Consider the following 18,139-nt stretch of genomic DNA (forward strand, 5'->3'; position numbering starts at 1 on the left):
GGTCAGCGGCCCTGGAGCCGGGCCGCGGTGCTGCGGGCGGTGCCGAGCTTGGCGTAGAGGCGGTCGCCGGGGCATTCGGTGGAGTAGCCGTCGCGGTGTCCGGAGATGACCTTGAGTTTGACCTTCGTCCCCTTCTTGAAGAGGTTTCCGCCGGCCGACACCAGAGTCGTGGTGCCACGGGGGTTGGCGTTGTAGAGGCCGAGCTTCCAGGCGGTGAGGGCGGCCACGGCGTTCACCGCGGCCTTGGCCGGGCTGGTGGTCCCGTAGGTGCCGAGGACCGCGATTCCCATGCTGTTCGTGTTGAAACCGAGAGTATGGGCGCCCTTGACGGGCTTTGCCACCCCGCCTGCCCGGCCCTCGTAGACGGTGCCGCACTTGTCGATGAGGAAGTTGTAGCCGATGTCCCGCCAGCCGCTGCTGACGACGTGATAGCGGTAGATACCTCGGATGACGGAGGGGGACTGGGCGCAGGTGTAGCCGTTGCCGGAGGCGGTGTGGTGCACGAAGGCCGCCTTCACCTTCTTGGTATAGACGAAGCCCCGTTCGCGCATCGATTCGTCGGCGCCCCAGCCGGCGCGGGTGACGATGCGGGGGCGCGGGCCCGCGTGTCCGGCGTAGGCGGTGCCGGTGTCGGTGTCGTCGTCGGCGGCCGAGTCGGTGGGGCCGTGCTCGCCGTTCACACCGGCCTCACCCCCGTTAACACCAGCCTCACCGGAATCGCCGGTCTCGCCGCTCGTGTCCGTGCTCGTGCCCGCGTTCGCGTCCGACGCGTCACCGGGGTCCGTGCCCTCGGCCGCCGCGCCCTCCGCCGCCGAGGCGTCCTCTTCCGTCCCGGACCGGTCGCCCGTACCGCCCGTGCCGTCCCGGCCGTCGTGTCCCTCTCGTCCGTCCCTGCCGTCTCTGCCGTCCCTGGTGCCGGTGGAGCTCACGCTCGCACCCGGTGCGACCGCGGTGAGCGTCGCGACCTCCTCGGCGGTGGGCCGGTGGGTGGCGGCGGGGATCTCGTGGGCGCCCAGCGGGGCGAGCGGGGCGTTGACCGCGGAGGTGGCGTGTTCCTCGTCGTCGGGGGCGGGCGCCGCCGCGCGGGAGCGGGTCCGGGCGGCGGGCGCCGAGCCGGGGTCGACGAGCTCGGCGCGCAGCCCGCGCGGCAGCGGGGCGGAGCCCGCCGGCCGGCCGGCCGCGGCGCCCGGCCGGACCCGCACCTCGATGGCGTCCGAGGCGCCGACCCACAGCGGCGCCGTGGCCCCGCGCAGACCGGAGCGGGCCTCGGAGCCGTCGGGCCGGTCGTGGTCCTGGACCTGGACGTCCTGCCACCCGGACCAGGTCCGGCCGCCCACGGCCCGGGTACGGACCTGGGCCCGGCCGCGGAGTTCGGCCCCCGCGTCGTCCCAGACGATGCCGACCATGGAGAACGGCTTCACCCGCTGGGGCCGCAGCCCCCGGATGCCGGTCCCGGCCGACTGCGCCTGGGTCCTGCCGGGCAGGGCGGCCCCGGTGCCGTCCGCCGTCGGCAGCGGGACGAGGGGCAGCGAGTACGTCGCGCCGGGGATCTCCGCCGGGACGGCGTGGGCCGCCGGGACGGCACCGGGGGCCCGTACCGGCGCCGCGCCGGGAGCCTTCGGCGGGGCGGCGGCCGGGCGGGCGGGCGCGGAGGCCGCACCGGGCGCGCCGAGGACGGGCAGGGTCAAGGTGGCGGCACAGGCGGTGACCGCCGAGGTGACGAGGAATCCACGCATGACACAGATCCTGCGCATATCCGGTCATACATGTCCATTCCTATCCAGTCACCGGTGACGGCCTGTCGGCCCGCGACGGTCCGCGCACCGCGCCCGTCCGACTGACCGTCACGGTCCGCCCGGCGTACCCTTCCAGGGATGAACGCCACCGACCGCACCCCCGCCGACCTGCTGCGTTCCGCTCTCGCCGCGGACCCGACGCGCCCGCTCGTGACCTTCTACGACGACGCCACCGGCGAACGCGTGGAACTGTCCGTGGCCACCTTCGCCAATTGGGTGGCCAAGACCGCCAATCTGCTCCAGGACGAGCTCGCCGCCGAGCCCGGCGACCGCCTCGCGCTCCTCCTCCCCGCCCACTGGCAGACCGCCGTCTGGCTGGTCGCCTGCTCCTCCGTCGGGGTGGTGGCCGACGTGGGCGGCGACCCGGCCGCGGCCGACCTCGTGGTGAGCGGCCCGGACCGGCTGGAGGAGGCGCGCGCCTGCTCCGGGGAGCGCGTGGCGCTCGCCCTGCGCCCGCTCGGCGGGCGCTTCCCGCAGCCGCCGGAGGGCTTCCACGACTACGCCGTCGAGGTGCCCGGCCAGGGCGACCGCTTCGCCCCGTACGCCCCGGTGGACCCGCACGCCCCGGCACTCGCCGTGGGCGGGCTGGAGCTGACGGGTACGCAGGTGGTCGAGCGGGCGCGCGCGGACGCGGCGGGGCGCGGGCTGGAGCCCGGCGCGCGGCTGCTCTCCGGGCTGCCGTACGACACGTGGGACGGCCTCGCCGCCGGCCTCTACGCCCCGCTGGCCGCGGGCGCCTCGGTGGTGCTCTGCCGCCACCTCGCCGAACTCTCCGAGGAGGCCCTGACACAGCGCCGGGCGAGCGAACGCGTCACCGTGACGGCCCTCTGACGGCCCTCTGGCGCTGCCGGGTCGCGGCTCCGGGGTGATGATCGGCGGGTAGGCACCCCGAGACCCGCTCCGGAGGGAGTCGCGCACCCGTGGCCCACAGCTCAGGCGCCCCGCTCCGGCCGTCCGGACAGCCCGGCCCGGCCCCGGACGGCGGTCCCCGCGTGCCGCGGTGGCGCCGCCGCTGGGTACGCCGGCTGCTGCTGGGCCTCGCGGTGCTGCTGGTGGCGGTGACGACGCTGACCTGGGTGCTCTACGCGCGCCTCGACGGCAACATCACCACGGACACCCGCACGGCGAACGAACTGGCGCAGTACGAGCGGGAGCGCCCCACCGCCCTGGTCGCGGGCGCCCAGAACATCCTGATCATCGGCTCCGACACCCGCGGCGGCGCCGAGAACGGCAAGTACGGCACGGACAGCGGCACCCAGCGCTCGGACACCACGATCCTGCTGCACCTCGCCGCCAACAGGAAGAGCGCGACGGCCGTCAGCATGCCGCGCGACCTGATGGCGAAGATCCCGAGCTGCCGTAAACCGGACGGAAGTTACACCAACGAGCATTTTGCCCAGTTCAACTGGGCCTTCGAGGACGCCGGGGCCGCCTGCACCATCCGCACCCTGGAGAACATCACCCGCGTCCGCGTCGACCACCACATCATCGTGGACTTCGCCAGCTTCAAACGGCTGGTGGACGCGGTCGACGGGGTCGAGGTCTGCCTGAAGAAGCCGATGGACGACCCCGACGCCCGGCTGAAGCTGCCCGCCGGCCGGCAGGTGCTGCACGGCGAGGCGGCCCTCGGCTACGTCCGCGCCCGCTACGGCCTCGGCGACGGCAGCGACACCGAACGCATGGGGCGTCAGCAGGAATTCCTGGGGGCCCTGTTCCAGGAGATGCGCAGCGACGGGGTGCTCCTCAACCCCACCCGCCTCTACCCCGTGCTCGACGCGGCGACGAAGTCCCTCACCACGGACGCCGGGCTGGACTCGCTCCGCAAGATGTACGACCTGGTGCGCACGGTACGCAACATCCCCACGGACCACGTCCAGTTCCTGACCGTCCCGCGCCGGCCGTACCAGTACAACGCGAACCGCGACGAGTTGGTGCAGCCGGACGCGGACCGGCTCTTCGAGCTGCTGCGGTACGACCGGCCGGTGCCCGTCACCGCCCACGTCCGCCCGGCCGACGGCAAGAACGCCGATGGCCGGACCGCCCATGGCGGGGAAGCCGATGACGGGGACAGCGACGGCAAACGCCCCGCCCGGCCCCGCGAGCCGGGTCCCTCCGAGGCTCCCGCGGAGGCCCCTTCCCCGGATTCCGCGAGCCCGTCGCCCACCGCTCCCCCCACCTACGAGGGCACCACGGCCGCCCGCGGCATCTGCGGTTGACGGGACCGGGGGTACGATCGGACTTTTCGCCCCGGCGAAAGCGTCGGGGGCGGCACTCCGACGAAGAGATGGGGCGGATTGCCCAGTTGTAGGGGTGCGTGATTTGTCACTGACGTCACTAGCCGCTGAACTGGGCGGATAGTGTGAGCGGTCCGGTGCGCACGGCCGGTGACCGCGCACCGCAAGACGACATGACCGAGCGCCTCGGGGGTAGGCGCCGCGTGGCACCGACGGAGGACTCAAGCGACCGTGGACGCGCAAGGCCGTGGGCGGGCGGACGGCATCGACCCCGCCGACCAGTGGGTGTTCGACCCCAAGACCGGCAGCTATGAGCTGCGCCTCGACCCCTCCGACACGTCGGGTCCCTCCTCTGACCATGTTTCCCCCGCCGACGCGCGGTCCAATCTCGTCGGCGGCAATCCGTCCGGCGGCGCCCCCGGCCCGCAGAAGAAGCCGGTGCCGGGCGCGCGGAGCGGCGGGCGCCCCCTCCCCGAGCAGCGCGGCGGCCGGCGGGGCGGCAAGGCACCGGCCGGCAAGGGCGACAAGAACGCTGCCGCGGCGAACGCCGCCACGGGACGCCGCAAGCCGAAGCCGAAGAAGAGCACCAAGAAGAAGGTGCTGCTGTGGACCGGCGGCACCCTGGCGTTCCTGCTGGTGGGCGGCTCGCTGGGCGCGTACCTCCTCTACCAGCACCTCAACGGCAACATCGAGAAGGTCGACGTCGGTGTGGACAACGAGGCCGTCCCCGACGGCCCGGTCAACATCCTGGTGATCGGCACGGACAAGCGCTCGGGCAAGGGCAACACCGGCTACGGCGACGACGGCAGCGTCGGCCACGCCGACACCACGCTGCTCTTCCACGTGGCCGAGGACCGCTCCAACGCGACGGTGGTCTCCATCCCGCGCGACATGATCACCGACATCCCCGAGTGCCCCACCAAGAAGGACGGCACCACCCGGAACATCCCCGGCTCCAAGAAGGTGCGCTTCAACGAGAGCCTGGGCCAGGAGGACCGCGACCCCGGCTGCACCTGGCGGACCGTCGAGAAGATCACCGGGCTGAAGGTCAGTCACTTCATGATGGCGGACTTCAACGCCGTCAAGTCGCTGTCCTCGGCGGTGGGCGGTGTCGAGGTGTGCGTGGCCAAGGACGTCAACGACCCGAAGTCCCACCTCAAGCTCTCGCGGGGCAAGCACGAGATCGAGGGCGAGCAGGCCCTGGCGTTCGTCCGCACCCGGCACAGCTTCGGCTTCGAGAGCGACCTGGACCGCATCAAGCTCCAGCAGCAGTTCCTGAGTTCGATGATCCGCAAGATCAAGTCGAACGACACCCTCACCGACCCCAAGAAGCTCTACGACCTCAGCAACGCGGCCACCAAGTCGCTGACCGTCGACACGGGCATAGGGTCCATCACCAAGCTCACCAGCCTGGCCAAGGAGCTGAGCAAGGTGAGCCTGAAGAACATCACGTTCACCACGCTGCCGGTCATGGACAACCCCGCCGACGGCAAGATCCGCAAAACGGTCATCATGGACGAGGCCAAGGCCGAGCCGCTGCTCGCCATGGTCCGCGAGGACGTCTCCCTCACCGAGGTGAAGCGCAAGGAGAAGGCCGCCAAGGACAAGGCCGACGCGGCCGAGAAGGAGAAGGACGCCAAGCAGGCGGCCCTGCTCAAGGGCCCCAAGGCCGAGCCGGCCAAGGTCCGGGTCAAGGTGCTCAACGGCAGCGGCAAGGTGGGCGCCGCCCAGGAGACCGTGACCTGGATGCAGAACACCAAGGCCATGCCGCACGCCGGCAACGGCGGCAACGCGGGTTCCGGCGGCCAGAAGGTCTCCAAGACGACTCTGGAGTTCGCCCCCAACCAGGCCGATCAGGCGCGCGCCCTGGCGGAGGCCATGGGCCTGCCCGCCGACGCCCTCCACCAGACCGACAAGGACGCGGCCCCCTTGGCCGAGATGACCCTCACCCTCGGGGCCGACTTCAAGGGGGCCGGTGTGCCCGTCACTCCGCCGAAGGCCCCGAAGCAGGCCCCCAAGGACATCCAGCGGGTCGAGGCGGACAACCAAATCTGCGCGAAGTGAATCCTGTGAACGCACTTGTGCATCTCACTACCCGGTAACAGAGTCACCAGGTACAACGCACCTGCCCTGCGGGCCGTGCGCACCAGTCAGGGGGAGGCCCAATGCGGCTCAACGGTCTGCGGGGGGAAGAAAAGGCCGACAACGGGGGCAAAGAGGAGTCCGGGACGAAGGGGGCGGCCGGCAAGGACGCCTCTTCTCCCGCCGGAAACGGCGGCGGCGCCAAGGGAACTGACCGCCCGTCGGGCGGCGGCAGGCCGCCGCGCCGCCGCGCCGTCCGAATAATGCGCTGGACCGCACTCTGCCTCGCACTCCTCGTGCTCGGGGCGTCCGCGGCCGGCTACCTCTACTACCGCCACCTCAACGGCAACATACGCAAGGGCAAGCTCAACCTCGGCGACAAGCAGCTCGACCGGAGCGTCCCCAACGCGGCGGGCCAGCGCCCCCTGAACATCCTCCTCCTGGGCTCGGACAGCCGGAGCAGCAAGGAGAACCAGGACCTCGGCGGCGCCCGCGAGGAGGCCGACCGGCCGGGCCTCGCGGACGTCCAGATGCTGGTCCACGTCTCCGCCGACCGCAGCAACATGTCGGTCGTCAGCGTCCCGCGCGACACCCGCGTGACCATCCCCAAGTGCACGGACCCCGCCGACGGCAAGGTCTACCAGGAGACCAGCAGCCAGATCATCAACACCAGCCTCCAGAACGGCGGTCCCGGCTGCACGGTGGCCACCTGGGAGGAGCTCACCGGCATCCCCGTCGACCACTTCATGATGATCGACTTCGCGGGTGTGGTGAGCATGGCCGACGCGGTGGGCGGCGTACCGGTCTGCGTGAAGAGCAACATCCGCGACGACAAGTCGGGGCTGCGGCTGGAGAAGGGCACCCACACCATCAAGGGCGAGCAGGCCCTCCAGTGGCTGCGCACCCGGCACGGCTTCGAGGACGGCAGCGACATCGGCCGGACGCACGCCCAGCACCTCTACATGAACTCGATGGTGCGTCAGCTGAAGTCCGGCAGCCGTCTCAGCGACCCCGGACAGCTCACCGACCTCGCCGAGTCGGCCACCAAGGCGCTGACCGTCGACAAGGACCTGGGCTCGGTCAAGAAGCTCTACGACCTCGGCAACGACATCAAGCGGGTGCCGTCGAGCCGGATCACCATGACCACCATGCCCTGGGTGCAGGACCCGCAGGACCCGGACGCCCACGTCATCCCCAAGAAGGGCGACGCCGACAAGCTGTTCTCGCTCGTCCGCAACGACATCGCGCTGGACGGCAAGGACAAGAAGAAGCCCGAGCCCGCGGACGCCAAGGGCCCGGCGCAGCACGCCGCCAAGGTGGCCAAGGACAAGATCGCCGTCACCGTCTTCAACGGCACCGGCACCCCCGTCCTCCCGCCCGCCGCCGGGCGCGGTTCGGACGTCGCGGCGTACCTCGTCAAGCAGGGCTTCACCAAGACGACGTCGGACTCCACCCCGCGCGCCCAGGCCGACACCACGATCACCTATCCGAAGCAGACGCAGCGCGCCGACGCCCTGGCCGTGGCCAAGGCCCTCGGCCTGCCGGACGACGCCGTACGGCTGTCCCCGTCGGCGGAGCAGGTGACGCTGGTGATCGGCGGCGACTGGCGCGAGGGCGACACATACCCGAAGCCGACGGACGCGAAGGGCGACGGAAAGGGCGACGCCAAGAAGGCGGACGGGAAGAAGTCCGGCGGGAGCAAGCCCAGCGGCGGGGACGACGAGGACCCGAAGAACGGCAAGGGCAAGCCGGAGAACGACAACAAGGCCCCGGAGAGCGCCGACCCGCTCAACGGCGACGACAAGTCCGCCTGCATGGAGGTCAACCCGATCAACCGGTTCTGACCGGCCGGGAGACGGCATCGGTCCGGCAGACGACACCGGCCGGGGAGCCGACACCGGCCCGCAGGACGACACCGGTCCGAAAGACGCCACCGGTCCGGAAGACGGCGAAGGGCCGCCCCCACTCATCGGAGGCGGCCCTTCCCACGGCGTCCGCTACGCCCGCACCGCCGGGCGGCGGCTGGCGATGACGCGCTTCGCGAGCGAGCGCGGGCTGGTCAGGAAGCCGAAGCCCCACGACATGTGCATGGTGGCCAGCGCCACCGGGATCTGCGCCCGCGCCTTCAGCGGCAGGCCCTTGCCCGCGGGCACCGAGCCGGCGACGATCGCCGCCAGGTAGCCGCCCGGCACGGCCAGCGCCCACGGCGTGACCGCCGCGCCCACCACGACGCCGGCCGCGATGGCGACGACGGCGGTCGGCGGGGCCAGGTAGCGGAGGTTGATCGACCCCTTGTGGAAGCGGGCGACGACGTGCCGCCAGCGGCCGTAGTCCTTGTACTGCTTGGCGAGCGCGCGCACGCTCGGCCGGGGACGGTACGAGACCTTGAGCTCCGGCGAGAACCAGATCAGCCCGCCGGCCTCGCGGATGCGGAAGTTCAGCTCCCAGTCCTGGGCACGGATGAACTCCTCGTTGTACCCGCCCTGCCGCTCCAGCGCCTCCCGCCGGAAGACGCCCAGGTAGACCGTCTCGGCCGGGCCGGCCTCGCCACCGGTGTGGAACGCCGCGTTGCCGACCCCGATCTTCGAGGTCATGGCGGCGGCGACGGCCCGCTCCCAGTCGTTCTCCCCCTCGGCGTGCATGATGCCGCCGACGTTCTGCGCGCCCGTCTCGTCCAGCAGCCGCACGGCCGTCTTGATGTAGTCGGGCGAGAGCATGCCGTGCCCGTCCACCCGCACCACGATCGGGTGACGCGACGCCTTGATCGCCGCGTTCAGGGCGGCGGGGGTGCGGCCGGTGGGGTTGGGCACCGTGTGCACCCTGGGGTCCTCACGGACGAGCTCGGCGGCGATCTCGTCCGTACGGTCGGCGGACGGACCGAGGGCGATCACCACCTCCAGCTCGCCGGCGTAGTCCTGCTCCAGGATGTGCCGCACGGAGGTGCGCAGATGACGCTCCTCGTTGAGCACCGGCATGATCACGGAAACTGCGGGCGGCTGCTGCTCTGGCATGGTTCCTCGGAGGTACGGGGGTCAGGGGTTCACCCCGCGGTGGACGGAAACGCCGCCACGTTACCGCGAACGGGGGACGCGGAGCCGCGCCGCCCGGGTGGCGGACGGGGTCCGGACGGCGTGGAACCGCGGCCCGTTGATCGTATTGACCTACGGTGACCCGGTTCCGTCCCCCTGCTGCGCCGGGGGTGCCCCCAGCTCGTCGCGGAGGTCACGAAGTGCCAGTACCGGACCCTGTACCGGCCGACGCCCGACGCCCGGACCGCGGCCGGCACGGCGCCCCGCGCCGGCCCCGCTGGGGACTGCGCGTCGCCACCGCGCTCGCCCTCGTCATCCTCGTCGCCGGCGGCGCCGGGCACGCGGTGGTGCACGGCATCGACCGGGGCATCCGCCGCGTCGACCCCTTCACCGGCCTCTCCCACCGCCCCCGCACGGGCCACGGCACCACCATCCTGGTGGTCGGCACCGACGGCCGCGACACCATCACCGAGGACGAGCGCACCCGCTACCACCTGGGCGGCGAACCCTGCCACTGCACGGACACCATGCTGCTGGTCCACCTCTCCGAGGGCCGCGACCGGGCGTCCGTCGTCAGCCTCCCCCGCGACACCTACACCGTCCTCCCCGCCCGCACCGACGCCTCCGGCGCCCTCCGCCCGGCCCATCCGCAGAAGCTCAACGCCGCGTACGCGGAGGGCGGGCCCGCGCTGACCGTCAGCACCGTCGAGCAGCTGACCGGAGTGCACGTCGACCACTACCTGGAGGTCGACTTCGCCGGCTTCATGCGCACCGTCGACCTGGTCGGCGGGGTGCGCGTCTGCACCGAGGAGCCGCTCCGGGACGACCACAGCGGGCTCGACCTGCCGGCCGGGACCAGCACGCTGAACGGCGGCCAGGCGCTGCAGTACGTCCGCTCCCGGCACCTCGACGCCAGCGCGGATCTCGGCCGGATGCGCCGCCAGCAGCGCTTCGTCGCCGCCCTGCTCCAGCGGGCGACGAGCGGCGGGGTGCTCCTCGACCCGCCCGTGTTCCGCCGGGTCGCCACCGCCCTGCTGGGCGCGGTCCGCGCGGACCGCGGCTTCGACGCGGCCGAGCTCGTCGAGCTGGGCCGTACGCTGCGGGGGCTCCGGCCGGCCGCGACCGAGTTCACGTCGGTGCCGATCGCGGCCGTCGACTTCCCGGTGCCGGGGGTCGGGTCGACCGTGCGGTGGGACGAGGGGGCGGCGGCGCCGCTGTTCCGTGCGTTGCGGGCGGATCGGCCGTTGAGGGCGGGGGGTGGTGCGGGCGGGAGTGCGGGGCCGGCGCCGGAGACGGCGGAGACGGAAGCGGAGGGGGAAGCGGACGCGGACGGGAAGGGTCCGGGGCGGGTGGGCGGGCCCGTGTCGTCGGCGGTGGACGGCTCCCCGCCTCCGCCCGGGGGCACCCCCGGGCCGTCGGCGGCGCCGGTGCCCGGCGGGGTGCCCGCCGCGCCGGGCGTGCCGGTCGCCCCGGCCGCTCCGGTCCCGTCCGCCCCGCCCGCGGAGGCGACGGCGACGCCTGCCGGCCCCGCGCCCGTCGAGGTGGCCCCCGGGCAGATCCGGGTCCAGCTGCTCAACGGCTCCGGCCGCCCCGAGCTCGGGCAGGACACCGACGCGGCGCTGCGGGCCGCCGGCTTCCTCACCACCGGCCTGCCGCTCGACGCCCCGCCGCCGACCGCCCTGCGCACGGTGATCGCCTTCGACCCGCGCTGGGACCGCTCCGCGCGCTCCCTCGCGGCGGCCCTGCCGGGGGCAGAGCTGCGGGCCGTGCCGGGGCAGGGGGCGTTGATGCAGGTGACACTGGGGGCGGATTTCGCGGGGGTGCGGGCGGTTCGGGGGCCGGAGCCGCTGCCCGGGCAGGGGGCGGCGTCCGTGAAGCAGGAGGTGGTCACGGGGGATCGGGTGGTGTGCGGCGGCTGAGTGTCGGGGGTGCCCCGGCCCCGCCCTTTCACCGTTTCCCGCAGGGGCTCCGCCCCCGCGCCCCCGAAACCGCGCTCCGCGCGGTTGTCCCCGACCTCCCCCAAAGGGGGCACCCCCCACGGGCTGAAATCAGCTCGTCCGGCGATTGGGGTTCAGTCCTCCAGGCCCTCCGCCGCCCGGTTCATCCGCAGCTCCTTGATCGCGCGCCGCCGCGCGAGCCGGTGCGTGCGCCGGATCTGCGCCTCCTGGTAGCGCCGCCGGTCCCTCTCCGTCTCGGGGAGCACCTGCGGCACGGGCCGCGGCTTGCCCTCCTCGTCGACGGCGGCGAAGACGAGGTAGGCGCTGCCGACCTGCACGGCCGGTGTGGACTCGTTCCAGCGCTCGGCCATGACGCGGACGCCGACCTCCATGGAGGAGCGCCCGGTCCAGTTGCACTGGGCCTGGACGTGGACGAGGTCGCCGACGCGGACCGGCTCCAGGAACGCCATCTCGTCCATGGACGCCGTCACGGCGGGGCCGCCGGAGTGCCGGCCGGCGACCGCGCCGGCGACGTCGTCCACCAGTTTCATGATCACCCCGCCGTGCACGGTGCCCAGAAGGTTCGTGTCGCTCGCGGTCATGATGTGGGACAGCGTCGTACGGGAGGCCGAGGTCGGCTTGCCGGGTATCCCGGCCGTGCCGGACTCGGGGGCCCGGTCCTGAGTGGTCATGCACCCCACTGTATGCGGGGTGCATGTACCCGGCCGCCCGTGTGTCAGCTCTGCAACAGCCATGACCCGGTCCGGTACCACCCGGCCGGAGCAGTCGCGCGGGCGGGCACACTTCTTCTCATGAGTGAGTGGCCCGAAGTGCGGAACAACGACCGCCGGTACCCGTACCGAGGCGACGGCGCGCGCCCGCGCGTGCCCCAGGGCGGGCCGCCGCAGTACGGGCAGCCCGGACAGCCCGGCGCACCGGGGGGCCACCGTGACGACGGTTACAACACCGGCCAGGTCTACGGACACGGCGGCGGCCCGGCCGCCCCGCGCGGCGGCGGGCCGGGCCGGACGAAGCGGCCGAACTGGCGCAAGCGGATCACCATAGGTCTGCTCGCCTTCCTCGCCGTGGTGCTGGTGGTCTCCGTGAGCACCTACTTCTGGGCCGACTCCAAGCTGCGCCGCGAGGTCGACCTCGGGAAGGTGGAGGACCGGCCGCCGGGCGGCGAGGGCACGAACTACCTGATCGTCGGCTCGGACAGCCGGGAGGGGCTGACCGAGCAGGATAAGAAGGAGCTGCACACCGGGTCGGCCGACGGCAAGCGCACCGACTCGATGATGATCCTGCACACCGGTGACAACGGCACCACCATGCTCAGCCTCCCCCGCGACTCGTACGTCACCATCCCGGCGTTCACCGGCCAGAAGACCGGCAAGCGGTTCCCGGCCTCCGCCCACAAGCTGAACGCCGCCTACGCGGACGGCGGCCCCGAGCTGCTCGTCCGGACCATCGAGTTCAACACCGGGTTGCACATCGACCACTACGCGGAGATCGGCTTCGGCGGGTTCCGCAGCCTGGTCGACTCGCTCGGCGGCGTCGACATGTGCCTCGACAAGCCGGTCAAGGACCGCGACTCGGGCGCCGACCTCAAGGCCGGCTGCCAGACGCTGGACGGCAAGCAGTCGCTCGCCTTCGTCCGCCAGCGCCACCAGGAGGCCGACCAGGACCTCGGCCGGATGCGCAACCAGCAGAAGTTCCTGAACACCCTCGCCAAGCAGGCGGCCTCGCCGTCCACCGTGCTCAACCCGTTCACCCTCTACCCGGTGATCGGCTCCGGCCTCGACACCCTGGTCGTCGACGACGACATGGAGCTGTGGGACCTGACGTCGATGTTCTGGGCGATGAAGGGCGTCACGGGCGGCGACGGCAAGCAGATGACGGTGCCGATAGGCAACGCCAACCTGGCCACGCGCGGCGACGGCGTCGCCGTGAAGTGGGACCCGGTCAAGTCGAAGCAGCTCTTCGAGCAGCTGAAGAAGGACGAGAAGGTCACGGTGGAGTAGGCGCCGCCGGGGGCGGGGCCGCGCTCAGGCCGGCTCCGCCCCCTGGATGACGGCGAAGATCCCGCCCTGCGGGTCGGAGACCACGGACATCCGGCCCGCCACCATGTCGAACGGCGGTACCAGTACCGAGCCGCCCGCCCGGACGAGCGCGTCGACCGTGGTGTCCGTGCCGTCCACGGCGAAGTACGTCAGCCAGTGCGACGGCGTCCCCTCGGGGAACCGCTCCAGCCCCTGCATCCCGCCGATCGGCCGCCCGTCCGCCCGCAGCGCGAAGTAGCCGGGCGCCTGCTCCATCGGCACCGCCTCGATCCCGAACGCGGCCCGGTAGAACGTCCCCGCCGCCTCCGGATCGGAGGTGTTGAGCTCGTTCCAGATCACCGCGCCCGGTTCGTTGACCACCTCGCAGCCGAAGAAGTCCCTGGTCTGCCAGAGCCCGAACACGGCGTCCGTGGAGTCCGCGACGACGGCCATCCGGCCGAACGTCAGCACGTCCATCCCGGGCATCAGCACCCGTCCGCCGTGCTCCGCGACCGCGCCCACCGCGGCGTCGGCGTCCGCCACCGCCAGGTACGTCGTCCACGCGGTCGGCGGCGGGGACTGTCCCTCCTGCGCCATCGCCGGGCCGATGCCCGCCACGGCCCGCCCGTCCAGGGTGCACACCGCGTACCCGCCCGTCTCCGGCGGCCCGGGCTCCCCCTGCCACCCGAAGAGATCCCGGTAGAAGTCCAGCGCCGCCCGCTGGTCCGGCGCCATCAGATCCACCCAGCAGGGCGTACCGGGCGCGTACGTCTCACGTACCTCGGGCATGACGTCGCCTCCTGGCGCACGGCGGTCCCCCCAGGGGTCGTGTCCAGGGTGGGGGGCGCGCGGCGGGAGCGCCACCGGAGGGTGGCGGCGCACGTACGCCCCCGCCGGTTCCGGCGGGGGCGTACGAGGGGGCGTTGCCGCCGTTACGGCAGGTTGCGCGCCATGACGATGCGCTGGACCTGGTTAGTGCCCTCGTAGATCTGCGTGATCTTCGCGTCGCGCATCATCCGCTCCAGCGGGTAGTCGCGCGTGTAGCCGTAGCCGCCGAGGAGCTGGACGGCGTCCGTGGTGATGTCCATGGCCGCGTCGGAGGCGAAGCACTTCGCCGCCGCGCCGTGGAAGGTGAGGTCGTCGTCGAGGCGCTCGGACTTGGCCGCCGCCGCGTAGGTGAGCTGGCGGGCCGCCTCCAGCTTCATGGCCATGTCGGCGAGCATGAACTGGACGCCCTGGAAGTCGCCGATCGGCTTGCCGAACTGCTTGCGCTCCCTGACGTAGCCCTTGGCGTAGTCGAGGGCGCCCTGGGCGATGCCGAGGGCCTGCGCCGCGATGGTGATGCGGGTGTGGTCCAGGGTCTTCATCGCCGTGGCGAAGCCCGTGCCCTCCTCGCCGATCATGCGGTCGGCGGGGATGCGGACGTTGTCGAGGTAGACCTCGCGGGTCGGCGAGCCCTTGATGCCGAGCTTCTTCTCCGGTGCGCCGAAGGAGACGCCGGCGTCGGACTTCTCGACGACGAACGCGGAGATGCCCTTGGAGCGCTTCTCCGGGTCGGTCACGGCCATGACCGTGTAGTACTCGCTGACGCCCGCGTTGGTGATCCAGCGCTTGACGCCGTTGAGGACCCAGAAGTCGCCGTCGCGCACGGCGCGCGTCTTCATGCCGGCCGCGTCCGAGCCGGCGTCGGGCTCGCTGAGGCAGTACGAGAACATCCCGTCGCCCTTGGCCAGCGGGCCCAGGTACTTCTTCTTCAGCTCCTCCGAGCCGGACAGCACGACCGGCAGCGAACCGAGCTTGTTGACCGCAGGGATGAGGGAGGAGGAGGCGCAGACGCGGGCCACCTCCTCGATGACGATCACCGTCGCGAGGGCGTCGGCGCCCGCGCCGCCGAACTCCTCGGGCACGTGCACCGCGTGCAGATCGGCCGCCGTCAGCGCGTCGAGCGCTTCCTGCGGAAAGCGGCCCTCCTCGTCCACCTCAGCGGCGAACGGCGCGATCTTCGCCTCGGCGAGCGAGCGAACGACCTTGCGGAGCTCGTCGTGCTCCTCGGACGGCCGGTACAGGTCGAAGTCCTTGTTTCCCGCCAAGGCGAACTCCCCAGAGCGTTAACTACCGTTTAGTAACCGTGATTCTAGGGGCGTCGGCCCGGCCGGGGATACGTGAGCTTGCCGACAGCGGCGGATCATGGGGAATCTTCCCCCGACCGCCCCGGACTATGCTCGGGCCACGCAGTCAGCACGCCCGTACGTACCTGGAGCACGCATGGCCCCCAAGATCACTGTGATCGGCACCGGCTACCTCGGCGCCACCCACGCGGCGGCCATGGCCGAGCTCGGCTTCGAAGTGCTGGGCCTCGACGTGGTCCCGGAGAAGGTCGAGATGCTCGGACGGGCCGAGGTGCCCATGTACGAGCCGGGACTGGAAGAGCTGCTGCGCAAGCACGTCGCGGGACTGGAGGGATCCAGCGGGCGGCTGCGGTTCACCACCTCCTGGGAGGAGGTCGGCGAGTTCGGCGACGTCCACTTCATCTGCGTCAACACCCCGCAGAAGCACGGCGAGTACGCGTGCGACATGTCGTACGTGGACGCCGCGATCGCCTCGCTCGCCCCGCGGCTGACCCGCCCCGCGCTCGTCGTCGGCAAGTCCACCGTCCCCGTCGGCAGCGCCGCCCGCCTCGCCCGCAAGCTCGCCGAACTCGCCCCCGCCGGCGAGGAGGTGGAGCTCGCCTGGAACCCCGAGTTCCTGCGCGAGGGCTTCGCCGTCCAGGACACCCTGCACCCCGACCGCATCGTCATCGGCGTCGAGGGCGAGCGCGCGGAGAAGGTGCTGCGCGAGGTGTACGCGACGCCGATCGGCGAGGGATCGCCGTTCGTCGTCACCGACTACCCGACCGCCGAACTGGTCAAGACCGCCGCCAACTCCTTCCTCGCCACGAAGATCTCGTTCATCAACGCGATGGCCGAGGTGTGCGAGGCGGCCGACGGCGACGTCGCCAAGCTGGCGGAGGCCATAGGGCACGACGAGCGGATCGGGAAGAAGTTCCTGCGCGCCGGCATCGGCTTCGGCGGCGGCTGCCTGCCCAAGGACATCCGCGCCTTCATGGCGCGTGCCGGGGAGCTGGGCGCCGACCAGGCGCTTACTTTTCTGCGCGAGGTCGACTCCATCAACATGCGGCGGCGCGGGCACATGGTCGAGCTCGCTCGTGAAGCGGTGGGGGGCGGGTTCCTCGGGCGACGGGTGGCGGTGCTCGGTGCCACGTTCAAGCCCGATTCGGACGACGTACGGGACTCGCCCGCGCTCAACGTCGCCGGGCAGATCCATCTGCAGGGCGGTCAGGTGACCGTGTACGACCCGAAGGGGATGGAGAACGCCCGGCGGGTGTTCCCGACGCTTGGGTACGCGGAGAGCGCGTCGGAGGCTTGTCGGGGGGCGCATGTGGTGTTGCACCTGACGGAGTGGGCTGAGTTCCGGGAGCTGGATCCCGCGGCGCTGCGGCAGGTGGTGGCTTCGCCGCAGATTCTGGACGGCCGCAACGCGTTGCACGCCGGCGCGTGGCGGGCGGCCGGGTGGACGTTCCGGGCGATGGGGCGGCCGCGGGCTTAGCCCTTCGGGCGGGGTGCCCCGGTCCCGCCCTTTCACCGTTTCCTGGAGGCTGCGCCCCCAGACCCCCCTTTTCGCGGCTTCGCCGCTCGTCCTCAAACGCCGGACGGGCTGAGATCCAGCCCGTCCGGCGTTTGAGGACAACCGCGCGGAGCGCGGTTTCAGGGGGTGCGGGGGCTTGCCCCCGCAAGAAACGGTGAAAGGGCGGGACCGGGGCCACTCACCCGTCCAACTGATCGATCGTCGCGATCGAAGGCCCGCGCCGCGCGGCGGCGGACCGCGCGACCGCCTCCGCGCCCCGCACCACCCGCACCGCGTTCTTCCACGTCAGCTTGGCGATGTCCGCCTCCGACCAGCCCCGCCGCAGCAACTCCGCGATCAGGTTCGGGTACCCGGCCACATCCGACAGGTCCGACGGTGTGAAGGCCGTGCCGTCGAAGTCGCCGCCGATACCGATGTGGTCGACCCCGGCGACCTCCCGCATGTGGTCCAGATGGTCCGCGACCGTCGCCGCCGTCGCGACCGGGCGCGGATGCCCGGCCTCGAAGGCCTGGTGGACGGCCATGGCCTCGGGGGTGGTGTCGAGGTGGTGGAAGCCGTGCGCGCGCATGTTCTCGTCGGCCGCGCGGGTCCAGGCGACGGCCTCGGGGAGGACGAACTTGGGGACGAACGTCACCATCGCCATACCGCCGTTGGCCGCCAGCGAGGCCAGGACGTCGTCGGGCACGTTGCGCGGGTGGTCGCAGACCGCGCGGGCGGAGGAGTGCGAGAAGACGACCGGCGCCTCGGTGACGCGCAGAGCGTCCCGCATGGTGTCGGCGGAGACGTGCGAGAGGTCGACGAGCATGCCGAGGCGGTTCATCTCGCGGACGACCTCCTCGCCGAAGCGGGTGAGGCCGCCGGCGCGCGGCTCGTCGGTCGCGGAGTCCGCCCACGGAATGTTGTCGTTGTGGGTGAGAGTCATGTAGCGGACGCCCAGCGCGTACAGGGCGCGCAGGGTGGCGAGGGAGCAGTTGATGCTGTGGCCGCCCTCGGCGCCCATCAGGGAGGCGATGCGGCCCTCGGCGCGGGCGGCCTCCATGTCGTCGGCGGTGTAGGCGAGCCGTAGGTCCGCCGGGTGGCGGTCGGCCAGCCGCCGGACGACGTCGATCTGTTCGAGGGTGGCGCTGACCGCGTCGTCGCCGGCCATGTCACTGCGTACGTACACGGACCAGAACTGGGCGCCGACGCCGCCGGCGCGCAGCCGGGGGATGTCGGTGTGGAGGCCCGCGGCGCTCTGGTCGGTGGCGATGTCGCGGCGGTCGAGGTCGTAGGAGACCTGTTCGCGCAGCGCCCAGGGCAGGTCGTTGTGCCCGTCGACGATCGGGTGGGCGGCCAGCAGTTCGCGGGCGCGGTCGAGCGCTTCCGTCACGTCCGTCC

Annotated in this window: 13 protein-coding genes; 7 read left to right on the forward strand and 6 right to left on the reverse strand. The window is 72.3% G+C overall.

The window, feature by feature from the left end; genetic code table 11:
- Positions 1 to 2 precede the first annotated feature (2 nt).
- On the reverse strand, positions 3 to 1,736 hold the full coding sequence (locus tag ACH4PU_RS17025; protein ID WP_398272224.1) for a peptidoglycan recognition protein: 1,734 nt from the start codon (positions 1,734 to 1,736) through the stop codon (positions 3 to 5).
- Between the two features lie 138 nt (positions 1,737 to 1,874).
- Here ACH4PU_RS17025 and ACH4PU_RS17030 point away from each other — a divergent pair, with 138 nt between their 5' ends.
- The 4 genes from ACH4PU_RS17030 (at position 1,875) to ACH4PU_RS17045 (ending at position 7,956) form a co-directional block, all read left to right on the forward strand.
- Positions 1,875 to 2,627, forward strand: a complete 753-nt coding sequence (locus ACH4PU_RS17030) for a TIGR03089 family protein (protein ID WP_398272227.1) — start codon at positions 1,875 to 1,877, stop codon at positions 2,625 to 2,627.
- A gap of 89 nt (positions 2,628 to 2,716) precedes the next feature.
- Positions 2,717 to 4,012, forward strand: coding sequence for an LCP family protein (locus tag ACH4PU_RS17035; RefSeq protein WP_398272229.1), 1,296 nt, complete (start codon positions 2,717 to 2,719; stop codon positions 4,010 to 4,012).
- Between the two features lie 249 nt (positions 4,013 to 4,261).
- On the forward strand, positions 4,262 to 6,094 hold the full coding sequence (locus ACH4PU_RS17040) for an LCP family protein (protein WP_398272231.1): 1,833 nt from the start codon (positions 4,262 to 4,264) through the stop codon (positions 6,092 to 6,094).
- Between the two features lie 101 nt (positions 6,095 to 6,195).
- A complete protein-coding gene (locus ACH4PU_RS17045; protein WP_398272233.1) occupies positions 6,196 to 7,956 on the forward strand; it encodes an LCP family protein in 1,761 nt (586 codons plus the stop codon).
- A gap of 153 nt (positions 7,957 to 8,109) precedes the next feature.
- On the opposite strand, the gene ACH4PU_RS17050 is transcribed toward ACH4PU_RS17045, so the two are convergent.
- Positions 8,110 to 9,123: a glycosyltransferase family 2 protein gene (locus ACH4PU_RS17050; protein WP_398272236.1), complete on the reverse strand. Its 1,014-nt coding sequence runs from the start codon at positions 9,121 to 9,123 to the stop codon at positions 8,110 to 8,112.
- A 218-nt stretch (positions 9,124 to 9,341) separates the two neighbouring features.
- On the opposite strand from ACH4PU_RS17050, the gene ACH4PU_RS17055 reads away from it, so the two are divergent.
- A complete protein-coding gene (locus ACH4PU_RS17055) occupies positions 9,342 to 11,060 on the forward strand; it encodes an LCP family protein (protein WP_398272238.1) in 1,719 nt (572 codons plus the stop codon).
- A 152-nt stretch (positions 11,061 to 11,212) separates the two neighbouring features.
- Here ACH4PU_RS17055 and ACH4PU_RS17060 read toward each other — a convergent pair whose 3' ends face one another.
- On the reverse strand, positions 11,213 to 11,770 hold the full coding sequence (locus ACH4PU_RS17060; protein ID WP_398272240.1) for an acyl-CoA thioesterase: 558 nt from the start codon (positions 11,768 to 11,770) through the stop codon (positions 11,213 to 11,215).
- A 120-nt stretch (positions 11,771 to 11,890) separates the two neighbouring features.
- On the opposite strand from ACH4PU_RS17060, the gene ACH4PU_RS17065 reads away from it, so the two are divergent.
- Positions 11,891 to 13,099 (forward strand): LCP family protein, encoded by a 1,209-nt coding sequence (locus tag ACH4PU_RS17065; protein WP_398272242.1) that lies wholly within the window; start codon positions 11,891 to 11,893, stop codon positions 13,097 to 13,099.
- A gap of 24 nt (positions 13,100 to 13,123) precedes the next feature.
- Here ACH4PU_RS17065 and ACH4PU_RS17070 read toward each other — a convergent pair whose 3' ends face one another.
- Together ACH4PU_RS17070 and ACH4PU_RS17075 are read right to left on the reverse strand one after the other, a co-directional pair.
- Entirely contained in the window at positions 13,124 to 13,906 is a 783-nt protein-coding gene (locus tag ACH4PU_RS17070; RefSeq protein WP_398272244.1) for a VOC family protein, read from the reverse strand.
- 143 nt (positions 13,907 to 14,049) lie between these two features.
- Entirely contained in the window at positions 14,050 to 15,207 is a 1,158-nt protein-coding gene (locus tag ACH4PU_RS17075) for an acyl-CoA dehydrogenase family protein (RefSeq protein WP_398272246.1), read from the reverse strand.
- A 175-nt stretch (positions 15,208 to 15,382) separates the two neighbouring features.
- Between ACH4PU_RS17075 and ACH4PU_RS17080 the strand changes: the two genes are divergently transcribed.
- Entirely contained in the window at positions 15,383 to 16,723 is a 1,341-nt protein-coding gene (locus ACH4PU_RS17080) for a UDP-glucose dehydrogenase family protein (RefSeq protein ID WP_398272248.1), read from the forward strand.
- A gap of 217 nt (positions 16,724 to 16,940) precedes the next feature.
- Here the strand turns inward: ACH4PU_RS17080 and ACH4PU_RS17085 are convergent, their stop codons facing one another.
- The gene (locus tag ACH4PU_RS17085; protein ID WP_398272250.1) at positions 16,941 to 18,131 is read right to left on the reverse strand and encodes a dipeptidase; all 1,191 of its coding nucleotides are present in this window, start codon (positions 18,129 to 18,131) and stop codon (positions 16,941 to 16,943) included.
- Between the last annotated feature and the right edge of the window lie 8 nt (positions 18,132 to 18,139).

Origin of the sequence: Streptomyces sp. NPDC021100 (assembly GCF_044333095.1) — a bacterium.
GTDB lineage: Bacteria > Actinomycetota > Actinomycetes > Streptomycetales > Streptomycetaceae > Streptomyces.

Coding starts and splice junctions, on each gene's coding strand:
- ACH4PU_RS17025 (WP_398272224.1), bottom strand. CDS start 1,736: ATGCGTGGATTCCTCGTCACCTCGGCGGTCACCGCCTGTGCCGCCACC.
- ACH4PU_RS17030 (WP_398272227.1), top strand. CDS start 1,875: ATGAACGCCACCGACCGCACCCCCGCCGACCTGCTGCGTTCCGCTCTC.
- ACH4PU_RS17045 (WP_398272233.1), top strand. CDS start 6,196: ATGCGGCTCAACGGTCTGCGGGGGGAAGAAAAGGCCGACAACGGGGGC.
- ACH4PU_RS17050 (WP_398272236.1), bottom strand. CDS start 9,123: ATGCCAGAGCAGCAGCCGCCCGCAGTTTCCGTGATCATGCCGGTGCTC.
- ACH4PU_RS17060 (WP_398272240.1), bottom strand. CDS start 11,770: ATGACCACTCAGGACCGGGCCCCCGAGTCCGGCACGGCCGGGATACCC.
- ACH4PU_RS17065 (WP_398272242.1), top strand. CDS start 11,891: ATGAGTGAGTGGCCCGAAGTGCGGAACAACGACCGCCGGTACCCGTAC.
- ACH4PU_RS17070 (WP_398272244.1), bottom strand. CDS start 13,906: ATGCCCGAGGTACGTGAGACGTACGCGCCCGGTACGCCCTGCTGGGTG.
- ACH4PU_RS17080 (WP_398272248.1), top strand. CDS start 15,383: ATGGCCCCCAAGATCACTGTGATCGGCACCGGCTACCTCGGCGCCACC.